This is a genomic window from Streptomyces sp. SID5910, assembly GCF_009862125.1.
GTDB lineage: Bacteria > Actinomycetota > Actinomycetes > Streptomycetales > Streptomycetaceae > Streptomyces.
This window is the reverse complement of the sequence record NZ_WWHX01000003.1, coordinates 1-15,766: the sequence shown is the minus strand read 5'-3', so window position 1 is coordinate 15,766 and position 15,766 is coordinate 1. Positions and strand designations below refer to the sequence as shown.

Sequence of the window (15,766 nt, the reverse complement as noted above, 5' to 3'; positions counted from 1 at the left end):
CTGCTCGGCGGCCTCGATCATGCGCAGGGCGATGCGGTCCTTCACCGAGCCGCCCGGGTTGAAGTACTCCACCTTGGCCAGGACGGTGGCCCTGATGCCCTTGGTCACGCTGTTGAGCCGCACCAGCGGGGTGTTGCCGACGAGGCTGATCATCGAGTCGTGGAAATGCACCGTGGTCTCCGGATGCCGCAAAAGATGTGGTCGTGATGGGTTCCGCCAGCCTATGGCCTGCCGGCCCGTCCATGCCCTGTGTCGGTCGTTCACTCCCCGTTGAGATTGGGCGACCGTCCGTACGGGGCAAGCAGTGGGTGTACGGCTCGATGGAGGTGGCGGCGACGTATGACGAGCATGTCGAGGGCGAGGGTGGCCCGGCGGATCGCGGCCGGCGCCGCGTACGGCGGCGGCGGGATCGGGCTGGCCGGCGCGGCCGCAGTCGGTCTGCTGCTGGCGGAGGTGCAGCTGGCCAGGCGCCGGGTGGGCATCGGCACGCCCGACCGGGTGCCGAACGCGGAGGGACTGTACGGCGGCACCCTCACGACGGCCGCCGAGGTGCCGCTGCGGCTGGTGATGCTGGGCGACTCCACGGCCGCGGGCCAGGGCGTGCACCGGTCCGGGCAGACCCCGGGCGCGCTGCTGGCCTCGGGGCTCGCGGCGGTGTCCGAACGGCCGGTGGAGCTGCACTCGGTCGCGCTGCCGGGGGCCCGTTCGGACGACCTGGACCGGCAGGTGGCGGTGGTGCTCGCCGACCCGGGCCGGATGCCCGACATCTGCGTGATCATGATCGGTGCGAACGACGTCACCCACCGCATGCCGGCGACCCGCTCGGTGCGGCACCTGTCGACGGCGGTACGGCGGCTGCGCACGGCCGGCGCGGAGGTGGTGGTCGGCACCTGTCCGGACCTCGGCACGATCGAGCCGGTGCCGCAGCCGCTGCGCTGGCTGGCCCGGCGGACCTCGCGGCAGCTGGCGGCGGCGCAGACGATCGGCGTCGTGGAGCAGGGCGGGCGCACGGTGTCGCTGGGCGACCTGCTGGGCCCGGAGTTCGCCGAGAATCCGCGTGAGCTGTTCGGCCCCGACAACTACCACCCCTCCGCCGAGGGGTACGCCACGGCGGCGATGGCGGTCCTGCCGTCGGTGTGCGCGGCGCTCGGCCTGTGGCCGGCGGAGGAGGAGCGTCCCGACGTCGCCCGCCGCGAGGGCTTCCTGCCGGTGGCCCGGGCGGCGGCCGAGGCCGCGGACGAGGCGGGCACGGAGGTCGCCGCCGCGATGCCGACGGGGCCGCGGGGTCCTTGGGCGCTGCTGAAGCGCCGGCGGCGACGGAGGGTCTCGGAGGCGGAACCGGCGACATCGGCCCAACGGAGGTAGGGCGCCATCACGCCCCGAAGGGGCGCGGGGAACTGCGCGACCAGCCCTCCACAACCCGCACCCGACCACGGCGCCCCGCAACCCCGCACCGTCGTGCCCGCCCACCCGCCGGAGGCAAAAGCAAGCGCTTAGAAAGTTGCGGTCCATGTCACACACCCATACCCGTGACCCAGGCCATACGTCCGGGTAACTTCCCCAGCAGCCGCCCAATCCCTCGCCACTGGAGCCGTGATGCCCGAAGCCGTGATCGTCTCAGCCGCCCGCTCCCCCATCGGCCGCGCCTTCAAGGGCTCGCTGAAGGACCTGCGCCCCGACGACCTGGCCGCCACGATCATCCAGGCGGCCCTCGCCAAGGTCCCCGAGCTGGACCCGAAGAGCATCGACGACCTGATGCTCGGCTGCGGCCTGCCCGGCGGCGAGCAGGGCAACAACCTCGGCCGGATCGTCGCCGTCGAGATGGGCATGGACCACCTCCCCGGCTGCACCATCACCCGGTACTGCTCCTCCTCGCTCCAGACCTCCCGCATGGCCCTGCACGCCATCAAGGCCGGCGAGGGCGACGTCTTCATCTCGGCCGGCGTCGAGATGGTCTCCCGCTTCGCCAAGGGCAACTCCGACAGCCTGCCGGACACCCGCAACCCGCTCTTCGCCGAGGCCGAGGCCCGTACCGCCGAGGTCGCGCAGCAGGAGGGCACCACCTGGCACGACCCGCGCGAGGACGGCCTCGTCCCCGACCCGTACATCGCGATGGGCCAGACCGCCGAGAACCTCGCCCGCTGGAAGGGCGTCACCCGCGAGGACATGGACGAGTTCGGCGTCCGCTCGCAGAACCTCGCCGAGGAAGCCATCAAGAACGGCTTCTGGGAGCGCGAGATCACCCCCGTGACCCTCCCCGACGGCACCGTCGTGTCCAAGGACGACGGCCCGCGCGCCGGCGTCACCCTGGAGGGCGTCCAGGGCCTCAAGCCCGTCTTCCGCCCCGACGGCCTGGTCACCGCCGGCAACTGCTGCCCGCTCAACGACGGCGCCGCCGCCCTCGTCGTCATGAGCGACACCAAGGCCCGCGAGCTGGGCCTGACCCCGCTCGCCCGGATCGTCTCCACCGGCGTCTCCGGCCTCTCCCCCGAGATCATGGGCCTCGGCCCGGTCGAGGCGAGCAAGCAGGCACTGTCCCGCGCCGGGCTGACCATCGGCGACATCGACCTGGTCGAGATCAACGAGGCGTTCGCCGCGCAGGTCATCCCCTCCTACCGCGACCTCGGCATCCCGCTGGAGAAGCTGAACGTCAACGGCGGCGCCATCGCCGTCGGCCACCCCTTCGGCATGACCGGCGCCCGCATCACCGGCACGCTGATCAACTCCCTCCAGTGGCACGACAAGCAGTTCGGCCTGGAGACGATGTGCGTCGGCGGCGGCCAGGGCATGGCCATGGTCATCGAGCGCCTGAGCTGAACCGGAACGGGCCGCTGAAAGACCGTCAGTAGCCCTCCGGGGACCCAGCGTCACCCTTCGGCCCGGGACCCTGTGGACACAGGGTTCTGGGCCGTTTTGTGACCCAAACTCCCCCAGGATGTGACCTACCTCTCCCGTCACCCTGATTTCCGCAGGTCAGACCAGCCACACCCGCACCTGACGGGCCCTAAGTCCTGTCCGTTTCGTGACGTTACGCACTGACAGACGGTTAGTCCGCCCTTCAAGCTGAGGTAGTAAGTCGGGGGTCGACTTTGAACCGGGAGTAAGTCAGTGAGCGCCATGCCGATCGCCCTGCTGCTCACCACGGCCGCCACCGGCGCCGTGGGCGTCGCCGTCCTGCGCACCGTCCTCGTGCTGCGCCGCCAGGTGGCGGCCCTGCACACCGAGCTGGCCGAGAGCCGCGCCGCCGCACAGCGCGGCCGCATCCCGGCCGCCCGCGGCGTCAGTGACGCCGAGGAGATACGCGCCGCCGTCGCCGAGGCACTGGCCGAGGAGCGCGAACGGGAGCTGGCCGAGGCGCGCGCCTTCTGGGCGGCGCAGGAGTCCCGCGACGCGTCCGACGCACCCCTGCTGCTCGGTCTGTCCGACAGCGAGCTGTTCCTGCCCCGCCAGGCCGACCTGGTGGGCCTGGAGCCGGTGGCCGAGCCGGGCGCGGACGCCGACGAGCCGGCCGGTGAGTCCGCCGAGCTGGCCGCGGCCCGCCGCCGGCACCCCTCGCACCCGGACTTCGTGCCGAACCCCTCGCCGGCCGTGAACGACCACGAGCGCACCGTCGCCGCGCTGGAGGAGCTGGCCGCCTCCCACGTCGCGCTGGCGGACGTCCGCCCGGGCCCGCTGGGCACGCTCGACGTGTACGTCTTCGCCGACGGCACCACTCTGTGCATGACGCCGGGCCACCGCGAGACCGCGGAGCGCCTGGCCGCCGCCCTGCGCGCCGGCCGGACGCCGTACCTGCTGGGCGGCTCGGGCATCTCCGGCGCCTACACGCTGACCTTCGCCTGCGGCGAGGAGAACGTCTACATCCTGGCGGACCGGGTCATCGCGTCCCTGTAGTCACGCCCGGCGCCCCGCGCCCTCACACCCCGGCCCGCTTGCGGGCCTCCTCCACCACGCGCACCGCCTCCTCCACCTGGGCCGCGTCCGTCAGGACCACGGCCAGGTCGTGTGCGGCGACGGCGATCTGGTCGGCCGCGGCGAACATCCCCGCGTCCGGCATCTGGCGCGGCTCGGCGCCGGGCTCCTCCACGAGCTGGGCGCGCCGGGACAGTTCCCTGGCCAGCTCCAGCGCCTCGGCGGCGGCACCGCGTTGCAGCCGGCTCTGCGGGGCGGCCCGCAGCCGGTCGGCGAAGTCGTCCACGGCACGGGTCAAGGGCGTCGTATCAACCACGGCGTGAGCGTACGCGGCGTTCCGGGACTGTTGCCAACGGGCGGACGCTCAGGCACGGTGACCTGAAGGACCGGCTTACATCCCCTTTCGCCCGGAGGCGCCGATGTCCCATGTCTTCTCCGAGGAGACCCACCGCAATCTGCTCGCCCGCATCCCCCAGTGCACCGGTCGTGAGATCGCCGACTGGCTGCGCGCCGTCGAGGACGGCCCCGCTCTCTTCCGCTTCGAGGAGAAGGTCAGCTGGCTCCGCCACGAACACAACCTCGCGTACGGCCACGCGAAGGCCATCGTCCACGAGTACGACCTGAGGAGGGCCGCGCGCAATCTGCTCTAGGCGTGCACCGTCCGCCGCGCTGCCGACGACATGAACGACGAGGACGCCGAAGACGACGAAGGGGCCCCGGGCGCTGTGCCCGGGGCCCCTTCCTGTGCACGCGGCGCTCCGGCGGGCGGAGCGTCGCGGTACCGCTAGTCGCTGCTGTTGAGGATCGAGATGAGCCGCAGGAACTCCATGTAGATCCACACCAGCGTCAGCGTGAGGCCGAAGGCGGCGAACCAGGCCTCCTCGCGCGGCGCACCGTAGGCGATCCCGTCCTCGACCTGCTTGAAGTCGAGGGCGAGGAAGCAGGCGCCGAGGATGATGCCGACGATGCCGAAGACGACACCGAGGGCACCGCTGCGGAAGCCGAGGCCGTCACCGCCCCCGAAGACGGCGAACAGCAGGTTCACCATCATCAGGAAGACGAAGCCGAGCGCGGCGGCCATCACGAAGCCGTAGAACCGCCGGTTGACGCGGATCCAGCCGGCCTTGTACGCGATCAGCACACCGGCGAAGACCGCCATCGTGCCGATCACGGCCTGCATGGCCGCGCCGCTGGCGATGCGGTTGTCGACGATGTTGGAGACGACGCCGAGGAAGACGCCCTCGAAGGCCGCGTACGACAGGATCAGCGCCGGCGTGGGCTTGCGCTTGAAGGACTGGACGAACGCCAGGACCATGCCGATCAGCGCGGCGCCGATGCCGATCCCGTAGGAACGGCTGATGTTGGCGTCGTCGACCGGCAGCAGCGCCCAGGAGAGCGCGGCGGTGACGATGAGCAGGCCGAGCGTCGATCCGGTGCGGATCACGACGTCGTCGATCGTCATGCGGCCGGTGGTCGCCGGCGCCTGCGGCGGCGTGCCGTACTGCTGGTCCTGCTGGGCGTACGGGTTCTGCGCGTAGGGGTTGCCGGCGGGCTGGGCGTACGGGGCGCCCTGCGCGTACGGGTTGCCCTGCGTGGCGACGGCGGGACCCCCGGCCTGCGGCGCGGCGTTGAAGCCCGCGTAGCCGTTGTCGCGGCTGAACCCCCGTCGCGAGAAGACCGGGTTTCTGCTCCTCATTTCACTCCTCCATGGCCACACTGCGCAGCCTTGGCTCAAGAGTAATAGAACGGCAAAGGATTGACCCTACTGCTTGGGGAGGATCTTTCCCTCGTCCTGACGCGGAACACGCTACGCGGGACGGTGATTCCCCTCACTGCCGGGGCCGCCTGAGCCTCTCAGCCGATCGGGAAGCCGGTGTAGGCCTCGGCGAGGTCGGTCTCGGCGGCGCGGGAGGACGCGATCCGGTCCAGCCGGGCCACCTGGAGGCGGTCGTCGAAGGGCGTGGCGCCGGGGGCGCGGTGCAGGAGGGTCGTCATGTCGTAGGAGAACCGCTCGGCCTGCCAGACCCGGCGCAGACAGGTGGCGGAGTAGGCGTCGAGCAGTTCGGCGGAGCCGGTCTGCCGCTGGTGGGTGAGGGCGCGGGCGAGGGTGACGACGTCGCCGACGGCGAGGTTGAGGCCCTTGGCGCCGGTGGGCGGCACGATGTGCGCGGCGTCGCCGGCCAGGAAGAGGCGGCCGTGCCGCATGGGCTCGTGGACGTAGGAGCGCATGGGCGTGACGGACTTCTGGGTGATCGGCCCGCGCTCCAGGCGCCAGTCGTCGTCGGTCTCGAAGCGGCGTTCCAGCTCGGCCCAGATCTCCTCGTCGCTCCACGTCTCGGCGTCCGTGCCCTCGGGCACCTGGAGGTAGAGGCGGGAGACGGACGGGGAGCGCATGGACAGCAGGGCGAAGCCGCGGTCGTGACGGGCGTAGACCAGCTCGTCGTGGGAGGGGGCGACGTCGGCGAGGATGCCGAGCCAGCCGTAGGGGTACGTCCGCTCGAAGGTGCGCCCGTCGGGCACGGCCGCCCGGGCCACGCCCCAGAAGCCGTCGCAGCCGACGACGTAGTCGCACTCCAGGACGTCCACTGCTCCGTCTGTGCCGCCGTGCCGGAAGCGGACGCGCGGCCGGTCGGTGGCGGCGTCCTCGACGGCCAGGGCTTCCGCCTCGAAGAGCAGCGGGCCGCCCTCCTTCAGCTGGAGGGCGATGAGGTCCTTGCAGACCTCGGTCTGGGCGTAGACCGTCACGGACCGGCCGCCGGTGAGCGCGGGGAAGTCGACGCGGTGGCGCCGCCGGTCGAAGCGCAGCTCGATGCCGTCGTGGCGCAGCCCCTCGCGGTCCAGGCGCTCCGCCGCCCCGGCCGCGCGCAGCACGTCCACCGTGCCCTGCTCCAGGATCCCGGCGCGCTGACGCCGCTCGACGTAGGCGCGGTCGCGGCTCTCCAGGACGACCGAGTCGATCCCGGCGGTGTGGAGCAGCCGGGCGAGCAGAAGTCCGGCGGGGCCGGCCCCGATGATGCCGACGGTGGTGCGCATCGGTCGTTCCCTTCGATTGGCGTCGCTGCCGCGAGGGCTGCCGCATTGTTCGCATAGTGAAGTTTCCTTCACGCGATCCTGCGCCGAGTCTCGGGTCCTCGCACGCGGCTGTCAACGGTTCAGGGACGCCCGCACCGATCCGGCCGCCGTCGCGGTCTGTCGGCGTCGAGCGTGTCCGGGCCGGCCGCATGCCCTCACGCTCATCCTCGACGGCTGTTGTCGACTCGGCTCCCGTGCCCGAGCCCCTCGGGCTTCGTGGCACGCGACATCAGGACCTCCACGACGTCCTTCGGGTCCTGACCGCCATGGATGATGTCGACCACGGCCTCCGTGATCGGCAACTCGACCGCATGCCGGTGCCCGAGTGCCTGGATCGCCTCGCAGGAGGCGACACCCTCCGCCGTCTGCTTCGTCAGCTCCCTGGCCTCGTCCACTGTCAGACCTTGGCCGAGCCGGTAGCCGAAGGAATGGTTCCGCGACAGCGTGGACGAGCAGGTGGCGACCAGGTCTCCCATACCCGCCAGCCCGGCCAGAGTCAGCGGGTCCGCTCCCATCGCCTCGCCGAGCCGCGTCGCCTCGGCGAGGCCACGGGTGACCAAGGCCGCCTTGGCGTTGTCTCCGAACCCCATGCCGTCAGTGACGCCGACCGCGAGAGCGATGACGTTCTTGATGGCGCCGCCAAGCTCGCAGCCGACGACGTCATGGTTCGTGTACGGCCGGAAGTACGGCGTGTGGCAGGCGTCCTGGACGAACGCGGCTGTGCCCTCGTCGGCGCAGGCGACGACGCTCGCCGCCGGCTTGCGGTGCACGATCTCCCGCGCGAGATTCGGCCCGGACAGCACGGCGATCCGGTCGGGCCCCGCGCCGGTCGTCTCGGCGATGACCTCGCTCATCAGCCGGTTGGTACCCAGCTCCACGCCCTTCATCAGCGACACGAACACGGTGCGCGGCGCCCATAGCTCGCGCCACTCGTCCAGCAGCGGCCGGGCGTACTGGGCGGAGACCGCCAGAACGGCGATGTCCGCCTCGCGCGCCGCTTCGGCCGGATCGGTGGTCGCCCGCACGCCCCGGGGCAACTGCACACCCGGCAGGTAGTCGCCGTTCACGCCCGTGGCGTTGATGGCGTCGACCAGCTCCGCACGACGGCCCCACAGCGTCACCTCGCGTCCGGCGTCGGCGAGGACGGCGGAGAACGCAGTCCCCCACGATCCGGCTCCGTAGACAGCGACACGACTGGAGGTCATGCGGGGGTGCTCCTTGCAGCTCGGGGTACGTCGTTGCGGGGGCGCCTCAATGTAACGACCAGCGCCTGCCGGTTTCCGAGCCTCGGCTCGTGGATGCGCGCCTCGTACAACATGCTGTCGGCCTGCTCGTCGCCGAGCTGTCCGCGCAACTCGTCCTCGTGCTGATTCCACAGCCGGTACAGGCGGCTCCACATCTGCGGCTCGTGAGGCCGCTCGTGGCCGGCCTCCAGGATCAACCCGGCGCGGGCGGCGTCCTCGGGCCACGACGGTGGCTGCGGGGTCCGGGAGCGACTGGAGGTGACGACCGCGCGGCCACCGGGCTTGAGGACGCGCCGGATCTCTCCCAGCACCGCAGGCCGGTCGACCCGCTTACCGAGGGCGTCGACGCACACCAGGGCGTCGGCGTATTGGTCGGGCAGGCCGGTGCCCGTCCGCGAGCCCACGACGAAGCTCGCGCGGTCCGCCGGGAGCTGGAAGGCTGATGCCCGGTCGGCGGCCAGCCGGACCGCGAGAGCGGAGACGTCGACGCCCGTCACGGCGACGCCGAGCGCCCGGGCCAGCCACAGGCCGACGCCGCCAGTTCCGCATCCGAGGTCGATGAGCTGCTGGTCCGGGTGCATGCGCAGCGCCCCGACCATCATGCCCAGCAGCGGCCAGTCCGCCGAGCTCGCCGGGTCCACGTCCCAGGGGTAGGCGTCGCCCATGGCCCGGGCGTACAGCTGCCGGACGATCGAGCTGGACGCGCGGGCCGAGTGCATGGCGTCGTACACCCTGGCGTATTCCTCATCGGTCTCGCTGAGTGCGGCGTCAGGCACGGCGGCCTCCCGGACGGGGGATGGACCGGATGACGCGCATCTCCAGGCCGGGGCTGACCACCTTCACGGCCGCGTACGCCTCATCGTCGTGAAGGGTGAAGCCGACCGGCTCGTGGCCGGTGACGCGGGCGACGCTCGCGGTGATCGCGGCCAGGTGCACGTCAAGGTCGTGGTGGGCCGGGAGCCGGTAGCGCGTCAGGTTCTTCCAGTCGCCGGTCGGGAGGTCCGCGAGTGCCGGCCGGGCCGGGCCGGCCACGAACGCGTTCTCGTGCGAGTCGAGGTCATCGCGGGTGCCGGCGATGCACGTCAGCCGGGACTGCGCGGCCTCCGTGAGCGCACGCGACAGTGCGACCCGCGGGTCGAAGTGGCAGCCGGACCCCGCGAAGACGACCGGGTAGTCCTCGGACCAGATGTAGGCGGCGCACACGGGCACATGGTGCGCGTTCTCGACCCACGCCATCTCCAGCCACATGCCGGCGTCGAGAAACCGGGCGATCAGGTCCCGGCAGTACGGGTCGGTGACCGTACCCGGGAGGATGAGCGTCCGGTACGGACTGCCGGTCACGTAGTCGTCGTGAAGCGCATCGCGCTCAACGACCTCCAGCAGCGCGTGCAGCGTGGCCTCGGTCAGGTCGTTGCCGCACGCGAGACCGTTGGAGGTGACGTAGAAGAGTTCCGGCCGGCCGTCGCGGTGCTGCTGACGGCGGACGATGTCGGCGGGGATCAGAACGTCTTCGCCAGAAGTGAGGCCGCGGCCGGTGACCCAGTCCAGTGGCAGGGCATCGATCGCCGGGTCATCGACCTTCGTCGGAAGGTCCTGCAAGGAGTAGGGCACGTCCAAGTCGCGGTGGGCGCCGCGGGCGTCCGCTTTCAAGGGCTGTTCCGCGTGCCACAGTTCGGCGGATTCCAGGACGGCCGAGATCTTCGCGAGGGTGTCGTCGGCGCCCTTGCCCTGCGAGGTGACCAGCGTGCGCGCGTGAGGGCGCACGGCTGTCCACACGGGGATGCCGAGATGGTCCAGGCCGGTGAGGCGGGCCACCCGGCTGATGCCCAGTCGGCTGATCTCGGGCTGAAGCGCCCGCCATGTCTCCTCGGCGGTGCGCGCCCGCACGGTGCCGGTCAGGGTGATCGAGGTCATCACGCGACGTCCTCCTGGTCCTTGAGAAAGCCGAGTGCGAACGGGCGGGCTGCGTCGACGGCCTCGCGCAGGCCGTGCAGGCCGCGTAGCCAGGCCTCCTCTTCCAGTCCGGCATGGTCGGTGCGCCAGATGGCGGCCAGCATGTCCCGCACCACGCTTTCCTTGATCGCCTCCGGGAAGAATTGCCCGTTCGCCCGGCGAGCCTTGTCGTTGACGGCCGCGTACTCGCCGATGCAGGCGCGGTCTTGCGACGTCTCGTGAGCGAGGAGGTGAGCCGCCGTCGTGTCGTCGGTCAGGTCGGTGCGCGTGTTGATCACCTTGCACGCCAGTGTCCGGGGCAGGTCAGTCGCACCGAATGCGGACAGGTAGTCCCACCAGATGGCCTTGAACTCGGGGTCGAACACCTGCTGGTAGCTGACTCGGGCCAGGGTCGGAAGCCGGCCGCAGTCGGTGTTCTGCGCGGCGAAGCGGTTGGCCCACTGCCGGAAGCAGCGCGTCGACCAGGTCAGACACTCGACTGGTTCGACCGGAACGCCGGCCATCTCCTGGGCCAGGCCGATGGCCTCCAGCGCGTCCTCACGCTTCGTGTCGCAGAAGTGCTCGTCGGCAGTGAGTTCCCGAGCGAGCCAGGCAGCGAATACGTGCCTGCCCTGACGACGGCTGACCTGCATGACAGCATCGAGCGAGCGGTGGGCGTAGTAGACGTCTGCGAGGTCACGGATCAGGTGGTGCGCCTCGGCGGGGGTCAGCACCTGGAGCAGAGCAGCCGCACTCGCGACCTTCCTCACGCGTACCAGGGGCCAGGTGCACGATCGCAGATCGCCGTTGGTCGACTGGGCGACGGCAACCTCGTCGTCACCGTCCAGCTGGCCGGAGACGTAGGAGTACCAGACGGAGCCGACACCGAGCATGCCGCACTCGGTCAGCTCGGCGGCCCGGAGCGCACCGATGCTGGCTGCGCCGATCACGCGGACACCCCGTGCGAGCGCCCAGATGATCTCCTTGTGCCGGATGGCCGGCGAGTGGTGGTAGACGCCGTCGATGATGACGACCGTGTCGCCGGGGGTGATCTGCGGATGGAAGAGGTCGCCATGTCGGATCGGTGGCAGTACCCGCACCGCCTGGTCGTGCAGGGCGGGATGGTCCGGGCTCAGCGTCGGCCCGGTGAAGACGTGGATCACGTCATCCTCCAAAGTGAGCGGGCGCCCGGCCACCGTGGTGACCGGGCGCCCTCCGAGCCCGGGGGTCAGAAGGTGTAGCACTCCTCCTGCTCGACGTCCTCGGAGCGCACGACGGCCGAGGTGTCGACCAGGGCCGCGACGTCGTTCGCGTCGGCGACGGTGGCGGTGGTCTTCGCGGCTTCCTGAGCCTTGGACATGCAGCCTCACTTCGTTGAGTCGGTTGATCTGGACGCCCGGCGTCGGCGGTCACCGCGCCGGGCCCCGGACCACCGTGGTGGCGGCCCGGAGTCTGACACTCCAGCCTGGGGAGGACGGTCAGGACGGAGCAGTCTCGGGGGGGCACCGTCATCGCTGGGCGGTCAGGCCGACGATGACGGTGGTGGCGACGGCGAGCAGGGCCATGACGTAGACGACCTGCGCGCGGTGGCTGCTGTATATCGGGATCTCGCGGACGGGCGGCTCGGGTGACGGCGGCACCGCGAGGTCGGCCCACACGCGCTTGCCCCACCTCAACGGCTCGGCGCCCCACTTCTGCGCCAGGGCATCGACGAGGAGCAGGCCCCGTCCGTTCTCCCAGTCGTCGTCGGCCTCGGCGACCTTGGGCAGGTTGCGGCTCAGGTCAGTGACCGAGACCTGCAACTGCTCGTCGGAGAGCCGCCGGGCCGTCACTCGGAAGCTCTCCCGGCATGCGTGCAGCACGGCATTGGTGGCGAGTTCCGAGGTGATCGAGTCGGCCACGTCGGCGAGGCCCGACAGACCCCACTCGTCCACGGCGGCGCGCACGAGGCGGCGGGCGGCCGGGACGGACGCGGCGTCTCGAGGAAACGTGGCGGAGACAACGGGCCGGCCGTCCTCGCCGACATCCCGGCGGCCCCTCAGGACATCACCCATTGGTCTGGTGCGCCGCGCGGAAGCAGGCGAACGTCAGCATCTGCAGAACGGCGTCCGGCACGCACACCTCGTCCGGAGAGTCCAGCTGCACGAGCCAGTGCGACCGCGCCTCAGGTCCGGCGCCCGGGAACGGCACGCCGAGGAGCGCCTCGTGCAGGTATGCGCGCATCCGCTGGCGGTCCTGCGTGCCCGCAGCGATCTCCACGAGCCCGAGGGGGATACGCACCGCGCTGAAGGACCGTCCGCAGCGCAGCAGCGCGGTTCCGTCGCGCTGCCACTCCTTGCGGGCCCGGCGTTCGTCATCGGCCGCCCTCAGCAGCCACTGCTCGATGGTGAGACGCCGTTCCCTGCCGGTGACGACGGGGGCTACCGGATGGGGATCGAGTCCGTCGAGAGCCGGTGCTCTGTTCTCCTGCGCGGTCATGGTCATCACGCCTCGATCGGGGGTGAGGGAGCGGACCCCGCCCAGGGAGCGGGAGGGGGAGGGGCCCGTGAACGAGCCGCCAATGACCAGACAACTCCCCCACTCAGCACATCGCTTAGGACAATGCGGTACGGATCATGCGTAGGCACCTAGGGGGATTTGACCCCTTGTTTACATGACGGAATGACCGGGTGACGCTACGGTCCGTACATGGATCCCACGCGCAACGTGGCGTTAGAGGCGTGGATGAGGGAGCACGGCCATAGCTCCAACGCCCTGGCGGAAGCGGTGAACAGGGCCGTGGAGCGCCTGACCGGCCGACCTGGCGGACACGATGGGTCGTCGGTACGCGGCTGGAAATCCGGGCGTGTCCGATGGCCCAACTCCGCGACCCGCATGGCGCTCGAAGACGTCACCGGTCTTCCCGTCACAGCTCTTGGGTTCGTGCCACGGGGCCGGGCCCCGTCCGTGCCCACCCCACAGCAGGAGGACCCCGACATGAAGCGTCGTACCCTCGTCGGCGGCATCGCTGCTGCCGCAGCCGCCGCAGCCGCGACCGGCACCTCAGCCGAGGCCGCAGCCCCCGGCCCGTCCGCTCGCCGTATCGGTATGAGCGACGTCGCTCGCCTTCAGGAGCGGTTCGCCGGAATCGTCGCCAGCGATCACCTCCATGGCGGGCAGCTCGGTATCGAGCAGCGCGCCGCCGCGCTCGCCGACGAAGCCCTCAACCTCCAGCGATCCGGCAACGCCACCCAGCGCGTACGCAACAGCCTGTACGCGTGCGCGGCGTCCTTCCGGTCGTCGGCGATGTGGGCAGCCATCGACGGCCGCCGCTACGCCGACGCCCAGATGCACATGCGCGAGGCGCAGGCACTCGCCGAGATGAGCGGCGACCAGGCGATCAAGTTCCGCATCTGGAGCCACGCGGGCACCATGTACCGGCACATGGGCCGCCCCGCAGACGCCCTGGCCGCGAACGATGTCGCCCGCAATCTCCACATCACCCGCCGAGACCCCATGTTCGCCTCCCTCGGTCTCGCCCGGCAGGCAGCCATTCACGGCGCCGCCCACGCCCCCAGCAGCACCCGCCGGACGTTCGAGCAGGCGCAGGAAGCCATGGACCGTGCGGACCAGGCCGACTACCGGCCCGTTTGGATGCTCGCCTTCTACGACCAGGCCGAGCTGGACTCCCTCGCGCTGTCCGCCCACCTGGCCCTCGGCGACTACCCGACTGCGGAGTTCCACGCGCACCGCTGCCTCGCCGGCCTGCGCCCTCACATGGTTCGCTCCCGGGCCATCACCACGACCCGCCTCGCGCACGCTCAACTCGCCCAGGGCGACACCGACACGGCCGCCGCCACCGCGATGAGGGTCCCGGCCAGTGCCGCTACCCAACACGCCCGGGTGTCCCGCATGCTGCAAGAGTTCGGAGCCGCGCTGCGCGCCACTGCGCCCGGCAGCCCGACCACGCAAACCTGGACCGAGCACACCGCCGCCTGGAGGACCCGCGCATGACCACGGCCCCCACCATCGAGCTCCGCCAGTTCACCGACCTCGACGCCGCCCGCGGCGACCTCCTCGACGTCTACGCCGAGGTACGCGCTCCACTGCTCCACCTCCCCAACTACGCGGTGACCGCATTCGGCGAGAGGCTGGACCGGCACGGCTACGAGCCAGGGTTCCTCGCCGTCCTCGCGTACGCCGACGAGCAGCCGATCGGCTACGCCTACGCGAACACGATCGAGCACGGCGACCGGTACTGGCAGCGGACCACTCCCCCGCCGGCCGAGGAGTACACCGCGCAGCCGGCCGTCGCGCTCAAGGAGATCGGCGTGAGCCCGGCCTGGCGCGGAACGGGCACCGCCCGGCGCATCCATGACTCCCTGCTCCTGGCGCGTGACGAACAGTACGTCACGCTCATGGTCAACTCGGCCGCCGGAGACGGGAAGGTCCACGCCCTCTACAGGACGTGGGGATACGAGGACATCGGACACAGCCAGCCATCGCCGGCGTCTCCGCTCCTCACGGTCATGGTCCGTCGCACCACGTGACCGGCCGACGCGGCCGCCGCCCTGCGAGGGCCCAGGTCGGCCGCGGCGTGCGCTTGCCCCGGACAGCGAGCCCGGAGAAGCCGCGCACCAGTGACACTGCGCGGTGAGTGCCCGGAGCCGGACTTGAACCGGCACGCCCGCGAAGGGGCAGCGAGGTTTAAGCTCGCCGTGTCTGCATTCCACCATCCGGGCAGGCCATGGGCACCGCGTCGAGCGCCTTGACCCTATCGAGACACCCCTCTCCGGCAGAGGGCGGGCGACCCGATGTTGTCTTATTTTATTGGCGCCTGAGGGGGCATCAGTTCCGGGGGCAGGCCATCAGCACTTGCCAACAGCCTTGCGTGCCGCGGCCCGCCGCGCACGCGGATTGACGGGATTTCACCGCTCCGGAGAAGGGCGCCCGCCCCGTTCTCCGCGCGCGCCCGCGACCTCGCCCGTCAGGGTCGCCGTCATCCGCAGGTATGACACGGGGCCCGGCCGTCCGACCACAGTCGCCCCCCGAAACCGGAACAGCGGCTGACTACACGGCACGCCCCGGACGGGACGATGGATGACGTCCCCGAGCACACCGCCGCACCGACAGGAGCACCCTTCCCGTGACCTCCGCACCCATCGCCGACCGGTCCACCGCCGTGGCCGCGCGCGCCACGGAGCTTTCCAAGATCTACGGCCAGGGCGAGACCCAGGTGGTCGCCCTCGACCGGGTCTCCGTCGACTTCCGGCAGGCCGAGTTCACCGCGATCATGGGCCCGTCCGGCTCCGGCAAGTCCACGCTGATGCACTGCGTCGCCGGGCTGGACACCTTCTCCTCCGGTTCCGTGCGCATCGGCGACACCGAGCTGGGCTCGCTGAAGGACAAGCAGCTCACCAAGCTGCGCCGGGACAAGATCGGCTTCATCTTCCAGGCGTTCAACCTGCTGCCGACGCTCACCGCGCTGGAGAACATCACCCTCCCGATGGACATCGCGGGCCGCAAGCCGGACAAGCAGTGGGTGGACTCCGTGATCCAGATGATCGGCCTCTCCGGCCGGCTCGGCCACCGTCCCGCCCAGCTCTCCGGCGGCCAGCAGCAGCGCGTCG

The 15,766-nt window shown here is 71.1% G+C and carries 18 protein-coding genes and 1 tRNA gene; 7 read left to right on the top strand and 12 right to left on the bottom strand.

Annotated elements, in window-relative coordinates:
* On the bottom strand, window positions 1–171 hold a 171-nt coding region (locus tag GTW67_RS00300), incomplete at its 3' end, for a pyridoxal-phosphate dependent enzyme (RefSeq protein WP_161162758.1).
* Window positions 172–339: 168 nt separating this feature from the next.
* Between GTW67_RS00300 and GTW67_RS00295 the strand changes: the two genes are divergently transcribed.
* From GTW67_RS00295 to GTW67_RS00285, 3 genes are all read left to right on the top strand, one after another.
* The gene (locus GTW67_RS00295) at window positions 340–1,365 is read left to right on the top strand and encodes an SGNH/GDSL hydrolase family protein (RefSeq protein ID WP_161162757.1); all 1,026 of its coding nucleotides are present in this window, start codon (window positions 340–342) and stop codon (window positions 1,363–1,365) included.
* 231 nt (window positions 1,366–1,596) lie between these two features.
* Window positions 1,597–2,817 (top strand): acetyl-CoA C-acetyltransferase, encoded by a 1,221-nt coding sequence (locus GTW67_RS00290; RefSeq protein ID WP_161162756.1) that lies wholly within the window; start codon window positions 1,597–1,599, stop codon window positions 2,815–2,817.
* Window positions 2,818–3,108: 291 nt separating this feature from the next.
* Window positions 3,109–3,891 carry a hypothetical protein gene (locus tag GTW67_RS00285; protein WP_161162755.1) on the top strand — a complete coding sequence of 261 codons (783 nt, stop codon included), beginning with the start codon at window positions 3,109–3,111 and terminating at the stop codon, window positions 3,889–3,891.
* 22 nt (window positions 3,892–3,913) lie between these two features.
* Here the strand turns inward: GTW67_RS00285 and GTW67_RS00280 are convergent, their stop codons facing one another.
* Window positions 3,914–4,225 carry a hypothetical protein gene (locus tag GTW67_RS00280; RefSeq protein WP_346010521.1) on the bottom strand — a complete coding sequence of 104 codons (312 nt, stop codon included), beginning with the start codon at window positions 4,223–4,225 and terminating at the stop codon, window positions 3,914–3,916.
* Window positions 4,226–4,328: 103 nt separating this feature from the next.
* Between GTW67_RS00280 and GTW67_RS00275 the strand changes: the two genes are divergently transcribed.
* Window positions 4,329–4,559, top strand: a complete 231-nt coding sequence (locus GTW67_RS00275) for a DUF4287 domain-containing protein (RefSeq protein WP_161162754.1) — start codon at window positions 4,329–4,331, stop codon at window positions 4,557–4,559.
* 134 nt (window positions 4,560–4,693) lie between these two features.
* Here GTW67_RS00275 and GTW67_RS00270 read toward each other — a convergent pair whose 3' ends face one another.
* The 9 genes from GTW67_RS00270 to GTW67_RS00235 form a co-directional block, all read right to left on the bottom strand.
* A complete protein-coding gene (locus GTW67_RS00270; protein ID WP_161162753.1) occupies window positions 4,694–5,605 on the bottom strand; it encodes a Bax inhibitor-1/YccA family protein in 912 nt (303 codons plus the stop codon).
* A 158-nt stretch (window positions 5,606–5,763) separates the two neighbouring features.
* On the bottom strand, window positions 5,764–6,942 hold the full coding sequence (locus tag GTW67_RS00265; RefSeq protein WP_161162752.1) for a 4-hydroxybenzoate 3-monooxygenase: 1,179 nt from the start codon (window positions 6,940–6,942) through the stop codon (window positions 5,764–5,766).
* A 200-nt stretch (window positions 6,943–7,142) separates the two neighbouring features.
* Window positions 7,143–8,186: an NAD(P)H-dependent glycerol-3-phosphate dehydrogenase gene (locus tag GTW67_RS00260; RefSeq protein WP_161162751.1), complete on the bottom strand. Its 1,044-nt coding sequence runs from the start codon at window positions 8,184–8,186 to the stop codon at window positions 7,143–7,145.
* Complete coding sequence (locus tag GTW67_RS00255) at window positions 8,183–9,001, bottom strand: methyltransferase domain-containing protein (RefSeq protein WP_161162750.1); 819 nt, start codon at window positions 8,999–9,001, stop codon at window positions 8,183–8,185. Before GTW67_RS00255 ends, GTW67_RS00260 begins: the two co-directional genes overlap by 4 nt.
* Window positions 8,994–10,139 (bottom strand): YcaO-like family protein, encoded by a 1,146-nt coding sequence (locus GTW67_RS00250; protein WP_161162749.1) that lies wholly within the window; start codon window positions 10,137–10,139, stop codon window positions 8,994–8,996. The genes GTW67_RS00255 and GTW67_RS00250 overlap by 8 nt, the downstream gene beginning before the upstream one ends.
* Window positions 10,139–11,320 carry a TfuA-like protein gene (locus GTW67_RS00245; RefSeq protein ID WP_161162748.1) on the bottom strand — a complete coding sequence of 394 codons (1,182 nt, stop codon included), beginning with the start codon at window positions 11,318–11,320 and terminating at the stop codon, window positions 10,139–10,141. Before GTW67_RS00245 ends, GTW67_RS00250 begins: the two co-directional genes overlap by 1 nt.
* 65 nt (window positions 11,321–11,385) lie before the next feature.
* Window positions 11,386–11,517: a hypothetical protein gene (locus GTW67_RS38065; RefSeq protein ID WP_272920445.1), complete on the bottom strand. Its 132-nt coding sequence runs from the start codon at window positions 11,515–11,517 to the stop codon at window positions 11,386–11,388.
* Between the two features lie 148 nt (window positions 11,518–11,665).
* Entirely contained in the window at window positions 11,666–12,211 is a 546-nt protein-coding gene (locus GTW67_RS00240; protein WP_161162747.1) for an ATP-binding protein, read from the bottom strand.
* Window positions 12,204–12,635 carry a hypothetical protein gene (locus GTW67_RS00235; RefSeq protein WP_161162746.1) on the bottom strand — a complete coding sequence of 144 codons (432 nt, stop codon included), beginning with the start codon at window positions 12,633–12,635 and terminating at the stop codon, window positions 12,204–12,206. The genes GTW67_RS00240 and GTW67_RS00235 overlap by 8 nt, the downstream gene beginning before the upstream one ends.
* A gap of 210 nt (window positions 12,636–12,845) precedes the next feature.
* On the opposite strand from GTW67_RS00235, the gene GTW67_RS00230 reads away from it, so the two are divergent.
* On the top strand, window positions 12,846–14,150 hold the full coding sequence (locus GTW67_RS00230) for an NsdA family TPR-like regulatory protein (protein WP_161162745.1): 1,305 nt from the start codon (window positions 12,846–12,848) through the stop codon (window positions 14,148–14,150).
* Window positions 14,147–14,686, top strand: a complete 540-nt coding sequence (locus GTW67_RS00225) for a GNAT family N-acetyltransferase (protein ID WP_202436607.1) — start codon at window positions 14,147–14,149, stop codon at window positions 14,684–14,686. Before GTW67_RS00230 ends, GTW67_RS00225 begins: the two co-directional genes overlap by 4 nt.
* A gap of 108 nt (window positions 14,687–14,794) precedes the next feature.
* Here GTW67_RS00225 and GTW67_RS00220 read toward each other — a convergent pair.
* A tRNA-Leu gene (locus GTW67_RS00220) sits at window positions 14,795–14,878 on the bottom strand.
* Window positions 14,879–15,282: 404 nt separating this feature from the next.
* On the opposite strand from GTW67_RS00220, the gene GTW67_RS00215 reads away from it, so the two are divergent.
* On the top strand, window positions 15,283–15,766 hold a 484-nt coding region (locus GTW67_RS00215; RefSeq protein ID WP_161162744.1), incomplete at its 3' end, for an ATP-binding cassette domain-containing protein.